The sequence below is a fragment of the Nonomuraea solani genome (assembly GCF_900108335.1).
Lineage (GTDB): Bacteria > Actinomycetota > Actinomycetes > Streptosporangiales > Streptosporangiaceae > Nonomuraea > Nonomuraea solani.
The window spans coordinates 320373-338896 of sequence record NZ_FNVT01000005.1 but is presented as its reverse complement, the minus strand read 5'-3'; the positions used below and the strand labels follow the sequence as shown (position 1 = coordinate 338896).

Below are 18524 nucleotides of genomic sequence, written 5' to 3'. Positions count from 1 at the left end.
CCGCTCTTCCTCCGCCATGGCCCGCCCAGCCGCAGGCTTTGCGGCGCGGGGTTGGGCCCGTTCTGGCGGCGTCCCAAGCGTGCGGGGCGGTGGGTTGCGCGGAGGGGCGCGGCTGGTTCAGGTGGTGTGTCCGGCGGTCGGTTGCGCGGGGCGGGCTGTTCGGAGGGCGGTGCCCGTGTGTGATCGGTGAGAGTTCTGCGGGCGGCGCGGGGTCGTACAGAGTGGTGAGTTGGCGGTCGGGGTGGTCGGTGTGATCCGATCTACGGCGTGGACTTTCTGGACGAACTACACCTGGCCGAGCTGAACCCCATCATCTGGGTCCAGCGATTGCCCGACGCCGTGCGGCCCCTGCTGGAGCTGGTGTCGGTGTTCGGCACGGACACGTTCTTCCTGGTCTGCCTGCCCGTGCTCTACTGGTGCGTCAGCCCGGCGTTCGCCCTGCGCCTCGGCCTGACCGTGCTGCTGGCGGCCGCCACCAACGCCATCGCCAAGCTGGCGACGCACCAGCCCAGGCCGTACTGGATCGATGCCAGGATCCGGCCGTTGTCCCTTGAGGGTGCGTTCGGGCTGCCGTCGGGGCATGCGCAGATCGGCACCGCCGCCCTTGGGCGGATCGCCATGGCGGTGGGGCGGTCGTGGGCGTGGTGGGCGGCGGGGGCGCTGGTCGCGCTGGTGTGTGTGAGCAGGGTTTATCTGGGCGTGCACTTCATCTCCGACGTGGTGGCCGGGGTGCTGCTCGGGGTCGTGGTGCTGGTGGCGGTGGCGAGGTTCGAGCGGCCCGTCGTCGAGTGGTGGCGCGGGCGGACGCTGTGGGGGCAGCTTGGTCTTGCCGCCGTGTTGTCCGGGGTGCTGGTCGGGGCCGCCGTGCTGGTCAACGTTCCGTACGCCGGCTGGTTGCCGCCGCAGAGCTGGAGCGCGGCCGGGGCGATCGATCCCGAGAGCCTGGAGACCGTGACGATCATGGCGGGCACACTGCTCGGCACGCTGGCCGGGGCGGCGATCATGTATCGGCTGGGGTGGTTCGACGCGGGCGGGCCGCTCGGGGTGCGGGCCGCGCGCTGGGCGCTCGGCATGGTGGTGGCGGCGCTCATCTGGTACGCCGTGCGCGAAGTGCTGCCCGAGACCCTCGCGGCGACGTACGCGGGATACGCGCTGCTGGCACTCTGGGTGCAACTGGGGGCGCCCGTGCTGTTCATCAGGCTCGGACTGATGGACAGGGCGAGGCGGCCGCAGGCCGTTCACTAGACTTGGGGCATCATGGCCGTACAGATCTCGCCCAGCATCCTCGCCGCCGACTTCGCCAGGCTCGCCGACGAGGCCGCCGCCGTGCCCAACGCCGACTGGCTGCACGTCGACGTCATGGACTACCACTTCGTGCCCAACCTGACCCTGGGGCTGCCCGTGGTCGAGGCGCTGCGGAAGGCGACCGCGACCCCGCTCGACTGCCATCTCATGATCGCCGACCCCGACCGCTGGGCGCCGCAGTACGCGGAGGCGGGGGCGGGCAGCGTGACCATCCACGCCGAGGCGGCCAAGGCCCCGATCCGCACCCTGCGCGAGATCCGCTCCCTTGGTGCCAGGGCGGGGCTGGCGCTCAGCCCCGCGACGGCCGTGGAGCCGTACGAGGATCTTCTGGGCGAGATCGACATGCTGCTGCTGATGACCGTGGAGCCGGGGTTCGGGGGGCAGAAGTTCCTCGACGGCGTGCTGCCGAAGCTCCGGCGGTCCCGTGCGCTCATCGAGCGGCACGGCGGGCGGATCTGGCTGCAGGTGGACGGGGGCGTGGACGCCGGGACCATCGAGCGCTGCGCGGAGGCGGGCGCCGACGTGTTCGTGGCGGGCAGCGCCGTCTACGGGGCCTCCGATCCGGTGGCCGCCGTGGATGCGCTTCGTGCGGCCGCCAATCGCGCTATTTCCTGACATGAACCCCGCATCACCTGGGTAAGTCATCACTTATGAGCGACCTTGGCATCTTCGGGCCCAGCTCGGTGACGTGGCGGGTGATGGGTGAGCCGATCCTGCTGGTGGGCGGCATCCGGGCGCTGCTCATGCAGGGGCTGCACCCGAGGGCGATGCGCGGCGTGCTGCAGAACTCCGCGCTCATGGATCCGCAGGAGGCGTGGTCGCGGTTCGTCCGCACGACGGAGTTCGTCCGCGTACGCACCTACGGCACCCACGCCGAGGTCGAGCGCGCCGGCCGCCGCGTCCGCAAGATCCACGCCAAGCTCACCGCCCACGACCCCGACACCGGCGCCGCCTTCCGCCTCGACGACCCCGAAGCCCTGCGCTGGGTGCACGTCGGCGAGGTGGACTCCTACCTGTCCGTCGCCCGCCGGGCCGGGGTGCGGCTGTCGGACGACGACGCCGACACCTTCGTCGCCGAGTGGCGGCGGGCCGCCGAGGTGGTCGGGCTGTCGCGGGACGACGTGCCCGGGTCGGTGGCCGAGCTGCGCGACTACATCGACGCCCAGCGGCCCGGGCTGCGCTTCGTGCCCGAGGCGGCCCATCCGCTGCGCCTGTCGCTGAACGCCCCGCTGCCGCGCATGCTGACGCCGCTGAAGCCCGCACTGCCCGCGCTGACGCTCCTGTCGTTCGCCACGCTGCCGCGCTGGGCGCGACGGCTGTACGGGCTGCCCGCCACGCCGGTCGGCGACCTGTGGGCCACGGCGACGCTGCGTACCCTGCACACCGGGATCGGCCTGGTCCCGGGGGACGTCCTCTACAGCCCGGCCGCGCGCCGCGCCCGCCGGCTGATGGCCGCTTGAAGCAAGCGCTTGGTCAAATTGGCGGGGGCGGTCGCAATTTCCGTTTCGGGCATGGCAAACTGGTAGTGAAACAGAGCTAGCGTGCTCCGGGGTCGGTGAAAGTCCGAACCGGCGGTTACAGTCCGCGACCCGGCCGATGCCATCGGCCGGTTGACTCGGTGAAATTCCGAGACCGACGGTTAAAGTCCGGATGGGAGGAAGCGCGCGAGGTGTCCGGCGTCCCAAGCCGGGCGCCTTCCGTGGTGCATGCACCACGGATATCCCCCGGGGCCCGCCGTGGCTTGAAGCTACTGGCGAGTAGGAGACCGGGGTGGAGATTCCCGCGCAGGACGCCGCGCACATGGCGCGCGCCGTCGAGCTGGCCGGGCATGGACACGGCACCACCAGTCCCAACCCCGTCGTGGGCTGCGTCGTGCTCGACGCCGCTGGCCAGGTCGTGGGTGAGGGGTTCCACGCGTACGCGGGCGGCCCGCACGCCGAGGTCGTCGCCCTGGCGCGGGCCGGGGAACGGGCGCGTGGCGGCACCGCCTACGTGACATTGGAGCCCTGCGACCACACCGGCAGGACGGGGCCGTGCAGCCTGGCCCTGCTGGAGGCCGGGGTGGCGCGCGTGGTGATCGCCGTGCCCGACCCCAGCCTCAAGGCGGCCGGGGGCGCGGCGCGGCTGCGTTCCCATGGCGTCGCGGTGACGTCCGGAGTGCTGGGCGGGGCGGCCGAGCGGGTCAACGAGGAGTGGCTGACGTACGCGCGGCTCGGGCGTTCCCACGTGACGTGGAAGTTCGCCGCGACGCTCGACGGCAGGTCGGCCGCCGAAGACGGCACCAGCCGGTGGATCACCTCGCCGGAGGCCCGGGCCGACGTGCACCGCATGCGGGCCGCCTCCGACGCCATCGTCGCCGGCATCGGCACGATCCTGACCGACGACCCCCACCTCACCGCCCGCCCCACCCCCTCGGAGCGGGCCCACGACGGCCCGGCCTCGGAAGGCCGGCGTGGTGATCCGGCGGGAGGCGGCCAGGCGGCAGGCGGCGTGACGGAAGGACGGTTCGGCGGGTCGGCAGGCGACGTGGCGGGAGGCGGCGTGGTGGAAGGACGGTTCGGCGGCTCGCCGGGCGGGTCGGCCGGGCGTGGCGAGGTGGCCGGCGGGAGCCCGGAAGGTGGCCGGCGGGTGCCGTTGCGGGTCGTCGTCGATACCGAGGGCAGGACGCCGCAGTCCGCCAGGGTTCTCGACGACCAGGCGCCCACGCTCGTCGCCGTGGCCGACGACGCCGCCACCGGCCTCAAGGCCGACCTGCTCCGCCTGCCCCGCCACGGCGCCGGCCTCGACCTGCGCGCCCTGCTCGCCGAGCTGGCCGCCCGCGAGATCGTGAGCGTGTTCCTGGAGGGCGGCCCCACGCTGGCCGGTTCGTTCGTCGGGCGGGGCCTGACCGACCGGGTGGTCGCGTACCTGGCCCCGGCCCTGCTCGGCTCCGGGCCCGCCGCGCTCGGCGCGGCCGGGGTGCGGACGATCGGCGGGATCCACCGCCTGGCTTTTGATGATCTTTCCCTTATAGGGCCGGATGTACGGCTCATTGCCCGGCCCCCCACCCAACCCGGCAGGGAGAAGTGATGTTCACCGGAATCATTGAGGAAAAAGGCGAAGTGGTGTCCATCGACCAGGCGGGCAGCGGAGCCCTCCTGGCGGTGCGCGGCCCGGTCGTGACCTCCGACGCGAAACACGGCGACTCGATCGCCGTCAACGGCGTGTGCCTGACGGTCGTGGAGGTCAAGGACGACGTGTTCACCGTGGACGTGATCAGGGAGTCGCTCGACCGCAGCTCCCTGGGCGGCCTGGAGGAGGGCTCGCAGGTCAACCTGGAACGTGCCGTACGCGCCGACCAGCGCCTCGGCGGCCACATCGTGCAGGGCCACGTGGACGGCACCGCCGTGCTGCTGTCGCGCGACCCGGGTGAGAGCTGGGACGACCTGCGCTTCTCGCTCCCCGAGCCGATCAGCCGGTACGTCGCCGAGAAGGGCTCGATAGCGATCGACGGAATCAGCCTGACGGTCACGACGGTTGACGACGAAAGCTTCGGGGTGAGCCTCATCCCGACCACGCTGAAGCTCACCACCATGGGCGAACTCCAGGTGGGCGGCGCGGTGAACATCGAGGTCGACGTGATCGCGAAGTATGTGGAAAGGCTGGTGGTCAGACCGTGAACTGGGCCGAGGCCGGATTCGAGATATTCGGCACCCGCGTGCTCTGGACCGACCTGGTCGGCAACATCGCCGCCCTGTCCACGGTCCTGCTGGCCATGCGCAAGTCGATCTGGACGTGGCCGGTGCAGTTCACCGGCGCGGTGCTGCTGTTCATCGCCTCCGTCAACGCGCACATCACCGGCAACGCGCTCAAGCAGGCGCTGTTCGCGGTGCTGGCGATCTACGGCTGGTGGGCGTGGCGGCGCGGCACCCAGGACGGTAAGCAGTTGGCCGTCCGTCCCGCGCAGTGGTGGGAGCGGTCGGTGCTGATCGGCGTCATGCTGCTGGGCACCGTCGTGGTGGGGCTGTTCTTCTACTTCACCGGCCTGTCCTGGGGCGCGCACGAGCCGCTGCCGAAGGGCGCGTTCCTGGTGGCCGCCGACGCCTACATCTTCGTCGGCAGCGCGGTGGCCACGTGGGCTCAGGGCCGGGCGCTGGTGGACTTCTGGATGGTGTGGGTGGCCGTCGACCTGGTCGGGGTGCCGCTGGCCTTCAGCTCGGGGCTGGTGGTCTCCGGGGCCGTCTATGGCATCTTCTTCGTCCTGGTCGTCATCGGGTTCATGAAGTGGCTGCGCGAATATCGGTCTTCCTCTGTGAACGTGGCGGTGGCGCAATGAAAGAGATCACACTCGACCCGATCGAGCGGGCGATCGACGACATCCGTAACGGCAAGGCGGTCGTGGTCGTCGATGACGAGAACAGGGAGAACGAGGGCGACCTCATCTTCGCCGCCGCCAAGGCCACGCCCGAGTTGTGCACGTTCACGATCAGGCACACCAGCGGCATGATCTGCGTGGCCATGGAGGGCAAGGAGCTCGACCGGCTCGGGCTGCCCCTCATGGTCTTCCAGAACAAGGAACGCATGCGGACGGCGTACACGATCACCGTGGACGCCCGCGACGGCGTCACCACGGGCATCTCGGCGGCCGACCGGGCCCAGACGATCCGCACGCTCGCCGACTCGGCGACCGAGCCCAACGAGCTCGTACGCCCCGGGCACACCTTCCCGCTGCGCTACCAGGAGGGCGGCGTGCTGGCCCGGCGCGGCCACACCGAGGCGGCCGTCGACCTGGCCAGGCTGGCCGGGCTGTCGGCGGCCGGGGCGCTGGCCGAGGTGGTCAACGACGACGGCAGCATGGCGCGGCTGCCCGAGCTGCGCCGCTTCGCCGACGAGCACGACCTGGCGCTGGTCTCCATCGAGCAGCTCGTCGACTACCGGCGGCGGGCCGAGAGCATGGTCACCAGGGTCGCCGAGACGCGGCTGCCGAACGCGTACGGGATGTGGCGGGCCTACGGCTACGCCAGCGCGCTCGACGGCGGCGAGCACGTCGCGCTGGTCTTCGGCGAGCTGGCCGACGGCGAGAACGTCCTGGTCAGGGCCCACTCCGAATGCCTGACCGGCGACGTGTTCGGCTCGCTGCGCTGCGACTGCGGCGTGCAGCTCGACCACGCCATGTCGGCCATCGCCCAGGAGGGCCGGGGCGTGGTCGTCTATCTGCGCGGTCACGAGGGCCGGGGGATCGGGCTGATGGCCAAGCTCAAGGCGTACGGGCTGCAGGACAACGGCAGCGACACCGTCGACGCCAACGTGGAGCTGGGGCTGCCGATCGACGCCCGGGAGTTCTCCAACGCGGGCCAGATCCTCGCCGACCTCGGCGTCAGGTCGGTGCGGCTGCTCACCAACAACCCGGCCAAGCTCAAGGGCATGGACGGTTACGGCATCAAGGTCCTTGGCCGCGAACCCATGCCGGTGGCCAGAAACCCGTACAACGAGCGATACCTCAAGGCCAAGCGCGACCGCCTCGGCCATGACATCTCGGAGGCCTCATGAGTGGCGAAGGACGGCCGGGTGTCGCGGCGCCCGAAGCGTCGGGACTGACGGTCGGGGTGGTGGCGGCCAGCTGGCACGCGAAGATCACCGACCAGCTCGTGTCGCGGGCCGTGCAGGCGTGCGACGACAGCGGCGCCACGGCGACGGTGGTACGCGTGCCGGGCTCGCTGGAGATCCCGGTGGTCGCCCAGGCGCTGGCCCGCCGCTGCGACGCGGTGGTGGCCCTGGGCGCGGTCATCAAGGGCGAGACCGCTCATTTCGAGTACGTCTGCGACTCGGTGACCTCGGGCCTGACCCGGATCTCCCTCGACGAGGAGACGCCGGTCGGCAACGGCGTGCTCACCTGCGAGACCATGGACCAGGCGCTCGACCGCTCCGGCCTGCCCGGCAGCAAAGAAGACAAAGGCTACGAATCCACCGTCGCCGCGCTGGAGACCGCCCTCCTCCTGCGGACCCTCGCCTAGGCTGCGGTAGGTTTCCCTCGTGCCACAGCCCGTGCCCCCTCCGCCCCTGCCCATCACCTGGCGTCCGCGCCGGGGACGGATCGTCGCCTACGGCTTCGCCGTGCTGATCGTGCTGGGGGCGGTGGTCATGGCGATCTTCATCGCCGAGCCGTTCAAGCTGGCCGATCGGATCGCGATCGTGGCGTTCGGGGGCGCGGTGGCCTATGTCCTCCACCTGCTGGGCCGGGTGCGGGTGGAGGCCGACGACGAGGGCATCACGATCGTCAACGCCGTCCGCACCCACCAGGCCACGTGGCCGGAGGTCCTGGACGTCACGCTGCTGGTCGGGGATCCGTGGCCGCGCATCGACCTCGCCGACGGGCGGACCGTCGGGGCGATGGGCATCCAGGGCTCGGAGAAGGCTCGCGCCCGTCGGGCCACGGCCGAACTGCGAGCCCTGATCCGGGAGCGCGGGGAAGCGAGCGAAGACTAGCCGGGCTCCGGGAAGAGCTCGTCCACCGTGTCGACGGTGAGGATGCGGATCAGCCACTTCTGCAGCAGTTCGAGATCTTCGCAGGCGGAGATGGCCTCCCGCTTCTCCCGGCTGATCCACAGGAAGCGGGTCTGCAGGGCGATGTCGATGGCCCGGCGGGCTGCTGTGATCTTGCTCTGCTCTCTCGCCTCGGGGGAGACCTGGTGCTTCTCCCAGGGCTCCGGCATCCCGGGGTGAGGGGACATCAATCCTCGCCGAACACTTCGGCCGTCGAGCCGGCGGTGACGGCGCGGACGAACCAGCCGTGGAGAAGGTCCTTGTCCGCGCAGCTCTCGATCGTCGCCCGCTGATCGTCGGTGATCGCCAGCCCTCGCGCGTCGAGCAGCGAGAGCAGCCCCCGGATCGCTTCACGGAGCGCTCCCGTCTCCTCTCCGCGGGCTTCCGCGGCGTCCTCGATGGGCTTGGTGAAGCGGTCGGGGAGTCGCTTGCTGACGTCGTAGGTGATCATGAGTTCCTCCAGGTCGATTCGGATCTTCTCGGGAAGCTGCTGGCGCAGGAAGTCGTAGTAGAAGAGGCTGGCTTCGTCGTCGAGCTGGACCAGGATCTCCGCGACCGCCCGCGCCGTCTCGAGATCGTTCGGGTGAGCGGCCGCCGCCAGGGTGGCGAGCTCGGGGAAGCGCCTGATCTCCTCAGGGTCCCGGATGGGTTGCATCATCTTGGGGCTGAGCACCACGGGAACGAAGAGCAGCGAGGAGTCGGCGATCCGGACGCCGACCCGATATCTGGCCGCCGTGGCCTCGTCCGGGCAGACGACGAGCAGGATCACCCCACCCTTCTTCCTGGACATGAGCCCGCCGGAGTAGCCGATCCAGGCCCATACCTTTTCCTCCCTGTAACGGCGCTGGATCTCGACGATGAGATAGCGTCTCAGGCCGTCAGGCCCTTTGACGGAGACGACCGAGTCGGCTCTGGCCTCGGCCATGAGCCGGTGGCTCATGTCGACGGATTCCTCGCGTGCGTCGCTATAGCCTGCTCCGTCGGCTTCGAGGGCTCGGGTCAGCAGTTCCAGAGCGAGATCCGGGCGACGGCGAATCATCTCCACGGGCACTTCGTGTTCAAGGGTGGGGGTCACCTTGGACGGTCCTTTCGTTCGGTGATCGAAAGCTTACCGTTCGTGACGGTGCGCCGGGGTGAATATCGCCGAGGCCGGTGCGCGACGTAGCCTGAAGGCGTGCTGCGGACAATCAAGGCGATGGACATCCAGTCGCCCGACAAGCTCATCGAGTTGCTCGACCGGCACGCCTACCTGGCCGACGAAGGGCTGGCCACGGCCGCCTTCCTGGCGCTGCGGATGGGGCGGCCGCTGTTCCTGGAGGGAGAGGCGGGAGTCGGGAAGACCGAGCTGGCCAAGACCCTCGCCGCGCTGCTGAAGGCGCCCCTCATCCGCCTCCAGTGCTACGAGGGCCTCGACGCGGCCCAGGCCCTCTACGACTGGGACTTCGCCCGCCAGCTCCTGCACCTGAAGGCCGCCGAGGCCGCCGGGGTCACCGACGTGAGCCGGCTGGAGGGGGAGATCTACGACCGGCGGTTCCTGATCGCCCGGCCCCTGCTCAAGGCCATCGAGACGCAGCCCAGTGTGCTGCTCGTGGACGAGATCGACCGGGCCGACGACGAGTTCGAGGCGTTCCTGCTGGAAGTGCTCTCCGACTTCACGATCTCCATCCCCGAGCTGGGCACGATCAAGGCCGGCACGCCCCCCGTCGTCGTGGTGACCTCCAACAGGACGCGCGAGGTCCACGACGCGCTCAAGCGCCGCTGCCTCTACCACTGGCTGGAGCACCCCGGGTTCGACCGTGAGGTCGCCATCCTGCTGCGCCGCCTGCCCGGCTGCACCGAGACGCTGGCCATGCAGGTGGCGCGGGCGGCCGAGCGGCTGCGGCAGGCCGGCCTGGTCAAGCCGCCGGGCGTCGCCGAGACGCTCGACTGGACCGAGGCGCTGCTGACGCTCGGAGCCAAGGAGCTCGACCCCGGCCGCGCCGCCGCCACGCTCGGCGCCGCGCTGAAATACCGCGAGGACGTCGCCACCGTGCTCGGCAACGGGCTGCTCTCCCATGGATGAGCTGGCCGCCACCATGACGGGCTTCGCCAGGACGTTGCGCGCGGCGGGCGTCGCGGCCGACCACGAGCGCACCCAAAACCTGCTCAAGGCGCTCGGCCACCTCGACGTGACCGATCCGGGCGAGGTCTACTGGGCCGGCCGGCTCACGTTGTGCGCCACGCCCGACGACCTGCCCCGTTACGACCGGTGCTTCGCCGCCTACTTCGGCGGCCGCAAGGCGGGCCTGGCCCGTACGGCGGTCACGAGCGTCACCCGGCACCTGGCGACGAGGGAGGGCGACGGCCCGGACGAGGGCCCGGACGACGGCACGGCGGCGCCCGCCACCGCGAGCCGGGCCGAGATCCTGCGCCACCGTGACGTGGCGCGCCTGACCGAGGCCGAGCGGGCCGAGGTGCACCGCATGCTGGCGCTGCTGAGAAGCGGCCGGGCACGTCGGCGCTCGCGCCGCTTCGAGAGCGCCCACCGGGGCGTCCTGGACCAGCGCCGCACGATCAGGGACGCGCTCAGGAAGGGCGAGGTGGCCAAACTCCGCCACCGCCGCCACACCACCAGGCCGCGCCCGGTGGTGCTGTTCGTGGACGTCAGCGGCTCCATGGCCCCGTACGCCGAGACGCTGCTGCGCTTCGCCCACGCGCTGGTCAGGAGCGAGCCCAGGGCCACCAGGGTCTACTCGGTCGGCACCAGGCTCACCCCGATCACCGCCGAGCTGCGCCACCGCGACCCGGGCACCGCGCTCAACGAGGTGTCCAGGACCATCCCCGACTGGAGCGGCGGCACCCGGCTGGGCGAGGAACTCAAGGAATTCCTCGCCCGTTACAGCGCCAGGGGCGCGATCGCGGTGATCGCCTCGGATGGCTGGGAGCGGGGCGACCCCGAGCTGCTCGGCACCCAGATGGCCCGGCTGGCCCGGCAGGCGTACCGGGTGATCTGGGTCAACCCGCACAAGGGCTACGAGGACTACCAGCCGCTGACCGGCGGCATGCGGGCCGCCCTGCCCCATCTCGACGACCTGGTGGCCGGGCACAGCCTGGCCGCCTACGAGCGACTCAGTGAAAGGCTCGCCCATGCGTGACGTGCTGCCGGAGATCATGAAGTGGTGGCGGTCGGGGCTCAGGTTCGGGCTGGCGACGGTGGTGGGCACGTGGAGCAGCGCGCCCAGACCGCCCGGCGCGGCGATGGCGGTACGCGGCGACGAGGTCGTCGGCAGCGTCTCCGGCGGCTGCGTCGAGGGCGCGGTGTTCGAGCTGGCCGGCGAGATCGACAGGCCCGTCCTGCAGCGGTACGGCGTCACCGACGACGACGCGTTCGCCGTCGGGCTCACCTGCGGCGGCATCATCGACATCCTCGTCGAGCCGATCTCGATCGAGACCTTCCCCGAGCTGGGCAGGGTCGCGGCCTCGGTGGACGCCCACGAGCCGGTCGCCGTGGCCACCATCGTCTCGGGGCCCGGCCAGGTCGGCGCCCGCCGGATCATCTGGCCGGACCGCTCGACGGGCTCGCTCGGCCTCGAACGCCTCGACGAGGCCGTGGACGACGACGCCCGCGGCATGCTGGCCCAGGGCCTGACCGGGCTGCGGCACTACGGCGGGCAGGGCGAGCGGCGGCTGGACGACCTGTCGGTGTTCGTGCAGTCGTTCGCGCCGCCGCCGCGCATGCTGGTGTTCGGGGCGATCGACTTCGCCGCGGCGGTGGCCAGGGTGGGCAAGTTCCTCGGCTACCACGTCACGGTCTGCGACGCGCGGCCGGTCTTCGCCACCGCCAAGCGCTTCCCCGACGCCGACGAGGTGGTGGTCAAGTGGCCCCACGACTACCTGGCCTCGGTGCAGGTGGACCAGCGCACGGTGATCTGCGTGCTGACCCACGACCCCAAGTTCGACGTGCCGCTGCTGGAGGTGGCGCTGCGCACCGACGCCGGCTACGTGGGGGCCATGGGCTCCCGCCGCACTCATGAGGACCGGCTCGTACGGCTGCGCGAGTCCGGGATGACCGACGGCGAGCTGGCCCGGCTGCGCTCGCCCATCGGGCTCGACCTCGGCGCGCGCACCCCCGAGGAGACGGCCGTGTCCATCGCCGCCGAGCTGATCCAGCTGCGCTGGGGCGGCTCGGGCGCGCCCCTGACGACGACAGAGGGCCGCATCCACCACGAGGCGCAGTGATGAGGACGGGCAGGATCGCCGGGCTGGTGCTGGCCGCGGGGGAGGGCTCACGGCTGGGCACGCCCAAGGCGCTGGTCGAATACGCGGGCGAGCGGCTGGTCGACCGGGCCGTGCGGCTGCTGGAGGACGGCGGCTGCCACCCCGTCGTGGTCGTGCTCGGCGCGGCCACCGTCCAGGTGCGCCGGGCGGTGACCGTGCGCAACCCCGACTGGCGCTCCGGCATGGGCTCGTCGCTGCGGATCGGGCTCGGCGCGCTGCCGGACGAGGCGGAGTCGGTCGTGGTCGCGCTGGTCGACCAGCCGCTGATCCGCCCGGAGGCGGTGCGGGCGCTCATCGGCTCGGGCGCCGCCCTGGCCGTGGCCACCTACGCGGGCCGGCGCAGGAACCCCGTGCTGATCGCCCGCCGGCACTTCGCCGGGGTGTCCGAGCTGGCCGTGGGCGACGTCGGGGCGCGACCGTACCTGAAGGCGCATCCGGAGCTGGTCACCGAGGTGCCGTGCGACGGGCACGGCGACCCGGCCGACATCGACACCCCCGGCGACCTCGGACTGCTACAGCCGGAGTGAGGCGATCGCGGCGCGGTGGTCGCTGCCGGTCGCCGGGGCCACGGTGGCCTTGGTGGCCGTCATCCCCTTGTAGAGGATGTGGTCGGGCCGGGTGACCGGGAACTCCGACGGCCAGGTGAAGCCGAACCCGTCGCCCGCCGCGCTCTGCGCGTCGGTCAGCGGCGGGGTCAGCCCGTTCATGCCGCGGTCGGTGGTGGCGGTGTTGAGGTCGCCGAGCAGCAGGATCCGCTTGCTGGAGTCGTCGTCGATGAGCCGCCGGGCGTGTGCCAGCGAGGCGTCGCGCGAGGTGGTGTGCCCCGGCCTGGCCGAGGCCAGGTGCATGACGTAGACGGTCACCTTGCCCTTGGGCGTGCTGATCACCGCGCGCAGCGCGCGGGGCCAGCCCATGCCGACGTCGAGCGGCTTGGTCTCGCTGATCGGGTAGCGGCTCCACAGGCCCACGGTGCTGACCGGGTAGTGGTATTTGAACATCTTGTTGAGCTGCTTGGCCGCCGGGCCGCCGCTGGTCAGCTCCTGGGCGGCGAGTACGTCGAGGTCCTTGGCGATCGCGCGCACGGCCTCGCCGGAGGCGCTGTTGCGCACGCCCACGTTGACCGTGCCGACGGCCAGATCGCTGTCGCCGCCCGGCGGGGTGCGCAGCAGCGTGGAGCCGAACATCACGCCCCACACCAGGCCCGGCACCAGCGCCGCGACGGCGGCCGCGGTGGAGCGTGCCAGGGCCGCGGCGGCGAGCAGCACCGGCACGGCCAGCCCGAGCCAGGGCAGCAGGCTTTCGAGGACGGGCGTGAACCCGCCGAGCGCGGGGATCAGCCGATGCCCCGCGAGGGCTGCGGCCACCACGGCTGACACGATGATGACGACCCGGCTCAGCACTCGAACCAGGCTAGTGGCTCCCGGCCCGCCACGCCGACGCGATAGCCTGTTCCCGTCTCAACGGAACATTCTTCGGTTCGGCGGGAGCCACGCATGCGCATCGGAATGGCACTGAACTACTCGGGCGGCTTCAAGGAGTCGGTGGCCGAACTGGCCGACTACGAGAGGGCGGGCCTCGACATCGTGTTCGTGGCCGAGGCGTACTCCTTCGACGCCGTCAGCCAGATGGGCTACATCGCCGCGAAGACCGAGCGGCTGGAGATCGCGACGGGCATCCTGCCGATCTACTCGCGCACGCCGACGCTGCTCGCCATGACGGCCGCGGGGCTCGACTACGTCTCCGACGGGCGTTTCACGCTGGGGCTGGGCGCGTCGGGGCCGCAGGTGATCGAGGGGTTCCACGGGGTGCCGTACACCGCGCCGCTGGGGCGTACCAGGGAGATCATCGAGATCTGCCGCTCGGTGTGGCGGCGCGAGCGGCTGCGCTACGAGGGCCGCCACTACACGGTGCCGCTCCCGGCCGATCAGGGGACCGGTCTCGGCAAGCCCCTGAAGATCATCAACCATCCCGTACGCTCCCGCATCCCCATCGTGATCGCCGCCATCGGCCCCAAGAACGTCGAGCTGACCGCCGAGCTCGCCGAGGGCTGGGAGCCGATCTTCTACGTCCCCGAGAAGGCCGGCGACGTGTGGGGCCCGTCGCTGGCCGCGGGCAAGGCCAAGCGCGACCCCGAGCTGGGCGAGCTGGACGTGATCGCGCAGGCGTCGCTGGCGATCGGCGACGACGTGGCGGGGCTGCTGGAGTTCGGGCGCCCGATGGCGGCCCTCTACATCGGCGGCATGGGCGCCAAGGGCCGCAACTTCTACAACGACCTGGCCAGGCGCTACGGCTACGAGAAGGAGGCCGAGCGGATCCAGGACCTCTACCTGGAGGGCAAGAAGGACGAGGCCGCCGCCCAGGTGCCCGGCGAGCTGCTGGAGAAGATGTCGCTGATCGGCAGCGACGGGTTCGTGCGCGACCGCGTACAGGCGCTGAAGGACTCCGGCGTGACCACCCTGAACGTGACGCCGTTCGGGCGGACGCACGAGGAGCGGGTGCGGCTGATCGAGCGGATCAAGGAGATCGCCGCCGGGTAGTGAGCTGAATCACCCTTTTTGGGGGAATGCTCCCTCTTCATGGGGTGTTGTGGGAGCTCGTGAGGTTTTCTCTGGTGTTCGTGTGGCTCGTTGAGCGGCTGCACATCGATCTGTGCCGGTTGCACGGATCGATCTGTCGCTGACCGCTCCGTCCCGCGATCGTCCCTCCCTCACCCGGCGTGCCCTTCGGCATGCCCTTGTTGCGAAAGCTCCCCTCCCCGTGAAGAGATTCTCCTTTTCCCTGCAGTTGCTGCTGGGCCTGGCGATCGGCATCGCCCTGGGCTTCGCCGCCAAGATCTGGGACGTGGCCTGGCTGACCGAGACGCTCACGCGGGTCGGCCAGATCTTCGTCCAGCTCCTCAAGCTCGCCGTCCCGCCGCTGGTCTTCACCGCCGTCCTGGTCAGCGTGGCCAACCTGCGCAACGTCAACGGCGCGGCCCGGCTGGCCTCCAAGACGCTCCTGTGGTTCCTGGTCACCGCGTTCGTCTCGGTGGCGTTCGCGATCGGGCTGGGCCTGCTGCTCAACCCCGGCCAGGGCGTCACGCTCGACACCGGCGCCGCCAAGGCCCCCGAGAACGCGGGCACCTGGCTCGACTTCGTCACCGGCATCCTGCCGACCAACGTGTTCACCGCCTTCACCGAGGTGAACGTCCTGCAGATCGTCTTCCTGGGCGTGGTGCTCGGCGGCGCGGCCCTGGCGGTCGGCGAGAAGGCGGAGCCGTTCCTCAACCTCAGCCGCTCGGTCCTCGAACTGGTGCAGAAGGCGCTGTGGTGGGTCATCCGCCTGGCGCCCATCGGTACGGCGGGCCTGATCGGCAAGGCCGTCTCCACGTACGGCTGGGACCTGCTCGCGCCGCTGGCCAAGTTCAGCGTCGGGGTGTATATCGGCTGCTTCTTCGTGCTGCTGGCCGTCTACCCGGCGCTGCTGGCGGTGTTGGGCAAGGTCAGCCCGATCGCGTTCTTCCGCAACGCCTGGCCCGCGATCGAGCTGGCCTTCGTCTCGCGCTCGTCGGTCGGCACGCTGCCGCTGACGCAGCGGGTCACGGTCGAGCGCCTCGGCGTGGATCGCGACTACGCCTCGTTCGCGGTGCCGTTCGGCGCGACCACCAAGATGGACGGCTGCGCCTCGGTCTACCCGGCGCTGGCGGCGATCTTCGTGGCCCAGGTGTTCGGCGTGTCGCTCGGGGTGGGCGACTACCTGCTGATCGCGTTCGTCTCGGTGGTCGGCTCGGCCGCCACGGCGGGCCTGACCGGCGCGACCGTCATGCTCACGCTGACGCTCAGCACGCTGGGCCTGCCCCTGGAGGGCGTCGGCCTGCTGCTGGCCATCGACCCGATCCTCGACATGATCAGGACCGCGACGAACGTCGCCGGTCAGATGGTGGTGCCGGTGCTGGTGGCGCGCTCCGAAGGCCGCCTGGACACCGAGGTCTTCAACGCGCCGCCGCAGCCGCTCGACGACGCTCCCGCCGCGCCGTCCCGCGTGCCGGTGCCCGCGACGGCCTGACGTCGCAGGTCGTCCCCTACGGGGGTTTCGTGGGCCGGTAGTGGTCGCGTGGGCCTATGGTTGGTCGGAAATCCTGATGTTCGAGTAATTGGCGGGGATATGTCCGACGCGACGGAGCGCGCGCCGTCCTTGGTCGCTGACCGGTACCGGCTCGACGAGCTCATCGGCAGCGGCCCGATGGGCGAGGTGTGGCGGGGGTACGACACGCGGGCCGACTGGGTGGTCGCCGTGAAGGTGCTCGGCGCCACGGCGGCGGGGGCCGCCACGCGGGATGTGCTCAGGCAGCACGCCCAGGCGGTGGCCAGGGTGATCCATCCGAACGTGGCCATGGTGCTGGACGTCGGCGACCACGACGGCTCTCCCTTCCTGGTCATGGAGCACCTGACCGGCCTCAGCCTCGGCGAGGAACCGGCCGCGCGGGGCACGATGAGCATCGTCGAGGTGTGCGACCTGATCGGCCAGGCCGCGGCCGGGCTCGACGCCGCGCACCGGGCCGGGATCGTGCACGGGCGGGTCGATCCGGACAGCTTCCGCCGGGCCGGCAGCGGGGTGCTCAAGGTCGTCGGGTTCGGGATGGACGACCGCGAGCCGTCCGAACGGGGCCGCCGCTACGCGGCTCCTGAGCGGGCCGCGGGGGAGAAGGCACAGGCTTCTGGGGATCTGTACGCGCTGGGCGCCGTCTGCTACGAGCTGCTCTGCGGCCGCCCGCCCTTCGAGTCCCCGGCAGGCCCAGAGACGGCCCCGGAGCCCGTTCCGCCCAGTGCGCACAGGCCCGAGGTGCCGGCCGAGCTCGACCGGCTGGTGCTGGCCATGCTCGCCGCCGACCCAGCCAAGCGGCCGGGCAGCGGCGAGTCCATCCGGCGGGCGCTGGCCGCCATCGCCAGGCCGCGCCCCAACCCGTCGGCCGTCCCCATGACCGGCGCCTCCCTGAACCCCACGGGGCACGGCGCCACCGACGTCCACCCGGCCGGGCCGGGGGCGCGGGCCGGTGACACCGCGATCTACCCCGCCGGTGACCTGGAGCCGGAGCCGGCATCGTCCAACCGCAAGCTGTTCCTCCAGGTCGGCGCCGCCGCCGCGGTCATCGCCGCCGTCACCGTGGGCATGGTGATGTGGGCGGGCGCGCGCCAGGAGAAGCCGGTGTCGCCGACGCCCGGCCCGTCCGCCGTGATCGCCACCAGCGGGCCCCGGCCGCCCACCACCGAGCCCCCGGTCCCGAGCCGCGAGTCCACCCAGGACCCGTCGCAGAACCTCGTGAGCACCCTCGGCCCCGAGGACCTGAGCAACCCGCGGACGACGGCCGCCCCCAAGGCCACCCTGGGAGAGACGGCCCCGACCGGCGGGTGGGGGACCTGGCTGCAGCAGTTCGACAACGCGGTGATGGCCCAGCAGGCCATGGGCGGCATCAGCTCCAAAGTCGCCGCCAAGGCCAGCGACAAGATCAGGAAGGCCGCCAGGAAGTTCAGCGAGGGTCGGTCCGATCCCGGGCTGAGCCAGATCGAGGGCATCTACCAGGACCTGCGGCACGCCCAGGAGGACGGCGAGTTCCAGGTGACCGGGCCGCTGGCGGAGTTCATGGACGACTGGCAGCTTCCGAACCGGTAGGAGAGGGGTCATCGGAGATCCACAAGGAGTCGTTCCTCGTCCCCTTGAGGACCGGTAGACTAGAGGATCGAGTTCCGATCACCGTCGAGCCTGGGGCCTGCCTTCCGGGCCGGGGCGGGGTTCGCATCGAGGACACCCCTCGTGACGTGTCCGGGCGGGCCGGAACTGTTCACGAAGACGACCAAGGAGCTGCTCGTCCTTTAGAGCGGCCGCACGCGGGAGAAGAACGAGTGGCGACGACCAACGACCTCAAGAACGGCATCGTGCTGAAGCTCGACGGCGGTGAGCTGTGGGCCGTTGTGGAGTTCCAGCACGTCAAGCCGGGCAAGGGCGGTGCGTTCGTGCGCACCAAGCTGAAGAACGTGCTCTCCGGCAAGGTCGTCGACAAGACCTTCAACGCCGGCGTGAAGGTCGACGTGGCCAACGTCGACAAGCGCGAGATGCAGTACTCCTACAAGGACGGCGAAGACTTCGTCTTCATGGACACCGAGACCTACGACATGGTCACCGTGGCCAAGAACACCGTCGGCACCGCCGCCAACTACATGCTGGAGAACACGCTGGCGACGATCGCCTTCAACGAGGGCGCCGCGCTCTACGTCGACCTGCCCGCCGCCGCCGAGCTGACCATCGCCGAGACCGAGCCCGGCCTGCAGGGCGACCGCTCCACCGGCGGCACCAAGCCCGCCACGCTGGAGACCGGCGCCGAGATCAAGGTCCCGCTGTTCATCACCACCGGCGAGAAGGTCAAGGTCGACACCCGCAGCGGCGAATACCTCGGCCGGGCCTGA

21 protein-coding genes and 1 riboswitch are annotated in these 18524 nt (G+C 71.1%); of the genes, 18 read left to right on the top strand and 3 right to left on the bottom strand.

Going from position 1 to position 18524, the window contains the following annotated elements; all coding sequences use genetic code 11:
* Positions 1-267 precede the first annotated feature (267 nt).
* The 9 genes from C4V41_RS21235 to C4V41_RS21195 all read left to right on the top strand — a co-directional run bounded on the left by C4V41_RS21235 (position 268) and on the right by C4V41_RS21195 (position 7770).
* Positions 268-1245, top strand: a complete 978-nt coding sequence (locus tag C4V41_RS21235; RefSeq protein ID WP_160150349.1) for a phosphatase PAP2 family protein — start codon at positions 268-270, stop codon at positions 1243-1245.
* A gap of 12 nt (positions 1246-1257) precedes the next feature.
* Entirely contained in the window at positions 1258-1920 is a 663-nt protein-coding gene (gene rpe / locus C4V41_RS21230; protein WP_103957628.1) for a ribulose-phosphate 3-epimerase, read from the top strand.
* Between the two features lie 35 nt (positions 1921-1955).
* A complete protein-coding gene (locus C4V41_RS21225; RefSeq protein ID WP_103957627.1) occupies positions 1956-2765 on the top strand; it encodes an oxygenase MpaB family protein in 810 nt (269 codons plus the stop codon).
* Between the two features lie 77 nt (positions 2766-2842).
* Positions 2843-2973: riboswitch (FMN riboswitch) on the top strand.
* A 102-nt stretch (positions 2974-3075) separates the two neighbouring features.
* Positions 3076-4374, top strand: coding sequence for a bifunctional diaminohydroxyphosphoribosylaminopyrimidine deaminase/5-amino-6-(5-phosphoribosylamino)uracil reductase RibD (gene ribD / locus C4V41_RS21220; RefSeq protein ID WP_235030280.1), 1299 nt, complete (start codon positions 3076-3078; stop codon positions 4372-4374).
* A complete protein-coding gene (locus C4V41_RS21215) occupies positions 4374-4964 on the top strand; it encodes a riboflavin synthase (protein WP_103957626.1) in 591 nt (196 codons plus the stop codon). The genes ribD and C4V41_RS21215 overlap by 1 nt, the downstream gene beginning before the upstream one ends.
* Positions 4961-5620, top strand: coding sequence for a nicotinamide mononucleotide transporter family protein (locus C4V41_RS21210; RefSeq protein ID WP_103957625.1), 660 nt, complete (start codon positions 4961-4963; stop codon positions 5618-5620). Before C4V41_RS21215 ends, C4V41_RS21210 begins: the two co-directional genes overlap by 4 nt.
* Positions 5617-6834, top strand: coding sequence for a bifunctional 3,4-dihydroxy-2-butanone-4-phosphate synthase/GTP cyclohydrolase II (locus C4V41_RS21205; protein ID WP_103957624.1), 1218 nt, complete (start codon positions 5617-5619; stop codon positions 6832-6834). Before C4V41_RS21210 ends, C4V41_RS21205 begins: the two co-directional genes overlap by 4 nt.
* A complete protein-coding gene (gene ribH, locus C4V41_RS21200) occupies positions 6831-7298 on the top strand; it encodes a 6,7-dimethyl-8-ribityllumazine synthase (RefSeq protein WP_103957623.1) in 468 nt (155 codons plus the stop codon). Before C4V41_RS21205 ends, ribH begins: the two co-directional genes overlap by 4 nt.
* Before the next feature lie 19 nt (positions 7299-7317).
* Entirely contained in the window at positions 7318-7770 is a 453-nt protein-coding gene (locus C4V41_RS21195) for a PH domain-containing protein (protein WP_235030279.1), read from the top strand.
* Here C4V41_RS21195 and C4V41_RS21190 read toward each other — a convergent pair.
* Positions 7767-8015 carry a hypothetical protein gene (locus tag C4V41_RS21190; protein WP_146103729.1) on the bottom strand — a complete coding sequence of 83 codons (249 nt, stop codon included), beginning with the start codon at positions 8013-8015 and terminating at the stop codon, positions 7767-7769. The genes C4V41_RS21195 and C4V41_RS21190 overlap by 4 nt on opposite strands.
* Positions 8015-8902, bottom strand: coding sequence for a hypothetical protein (locus C4V41_RS21185; protein WP_146103728.1), 888 nt, complete (start codon positions 8900-8902; stop codon positions 8015-8017). Before C4V41_RS21185 ends, C4V41_RS21190 begins: the two co-directional genes overlap by 1 nt.
* A gap of 120 nt (positions 8903-9022) precedes the next feature.
* Between C4V41_RS21185 and C4V41_RS21180 the strand changes: the two genes are divergently transcribed.
* From C4V41_RS21180 to C4V41_RS21165, 4 genes are read left to right on the top strand one after another with little or no spacing between them, the layout of a single operon-like run.
* The gene (locus tag C4V41_RS21180) at positions 9023-9889 is read left to right on the top strand and encodes an AAA family ATPase (RefSeq protein WP_103957620.1); all 867 of its coding nucleotides are present in this window, start codon (positions 9023-9025) and stop codon (positions 9887-9889) included.
* A complete protein-coding gene (locus tag C4V41_RS21175) occupies positions 9882-10961 on the top strand; it encodes a vWA domain-containing protein (RefSeq protein WP_103957619.1) in 1080 nt (359 codons plus the stop codon). The genes C4V41_RS21180 and C4V41_RS21175 overlap by 8 nt, the downstream gene beginning before the upstream one ends.
* The gene (locus C4V41_RS21170; RefSeq protein WP_103957618.1) at positions 10954-12045 is read left to right on the top strand and encodes an XdhC family protein; all 1092 of its coding nucleotides are present in this window, start codon (positions 10954-10956) and stop codon (positions 12043-12045) included. The genes C4V41_RS21175 and C4V41_RS21170 overlap by 8 nt, the downstream gene beginning before the upstream one ends.
* Entirely contained in the window at positions 12045-12611 is a 567-nt protein-coding gene (locus C4V41_RS21165) for a nucleotidyltransferase family protein (RefSeq protein ID WP_200824122.1), read from the top strand. The genes C4V41_RS21170 and C4V41_RS21165 overlap by 1 nt, the downstream gene beginning before the upstream one ends.
* Here C4V41_RS21165 and C4V41_RS21160 read toward each other — a convergent pair.
* Positions 12597-13484 carry an endonuclease/exonuclease/phosphatase family protein gene (locus C4V41_RS21160; protein WP_235030278.1) on the bottom strand — a complete coding sequence of 296 codons (888 nt, stop codon included), beginning with the start codon at positions 13482-13484 and terminating at the stop codon, positions 12597-12599. The two genes, C4V41_RS21165 and C4V41_RS21160, sit on opposite strands and share 15 nt — an antisense overlap.
* A gap of 93 nt (positions 13485-13577) precedes the next feature.
* Between C4V41_RS21160 and C4V41_RS21155 the strand changes: the two genes are divergently transcribed.
* The 5 genes from C4V41_RS21155 (at position 13578) to efp (ending at position 18524) form a co-directional block, all read left to right on the top strand.
* Positions 13578-14621, top strand: a complete 1044-nt coding sequence (locus C4V41_RS21155) for an LLM class F420-dependent oxidoreductase (protein WP_103957617.1) — start codon at positions 13578-13580, stop codon at positions 14619-14621.
* Positions 14622-14647: 26 nt separating this feature from the next.
* On the top strand, positions 14648-14764 hold the full coding sequence (locus C4V41_RS66140; protein WP_407670021.1) for a putative leader peptide: 117 nt from the start codon (positions 14648-14650) through the stop codon (positions 14762-14764).
* A 77-nt stretch (positions 14765-14841) separates the two neighbouring features.
* Entirely contained in the window at positions 14842-16128 is a 1287-nt protein-coding gene (locus tag C4V41_RS21150) for a dicarboxylate/amino acid:cation symporter (protein ID WP_103957616.1), read from the top strand.
* A 99-nt stretch (positions 16129-16227) separates the two neighbouring features.
* Entirely contained in the window at positions 16228-17733 is a 1506-nt protein-coding gene (locus tag C4V41_RS21145) for a serine/threonine-protein kinase (protein WP_103957615.1), read from the top strand.
* Between the two features lie 230 nt (positions 17734-17963).
* Positions 17964-18524 carry an elongation factor P gene (gene efp, locus C4V41_RS21140; protein ID WP_103957614.1) on the top strand — a complete coding sequence of 187 codons (561 nt, stop codon included), beginning with the start codon at positions 17964-17966 and terminating at the stop codon, positions 18522-18524.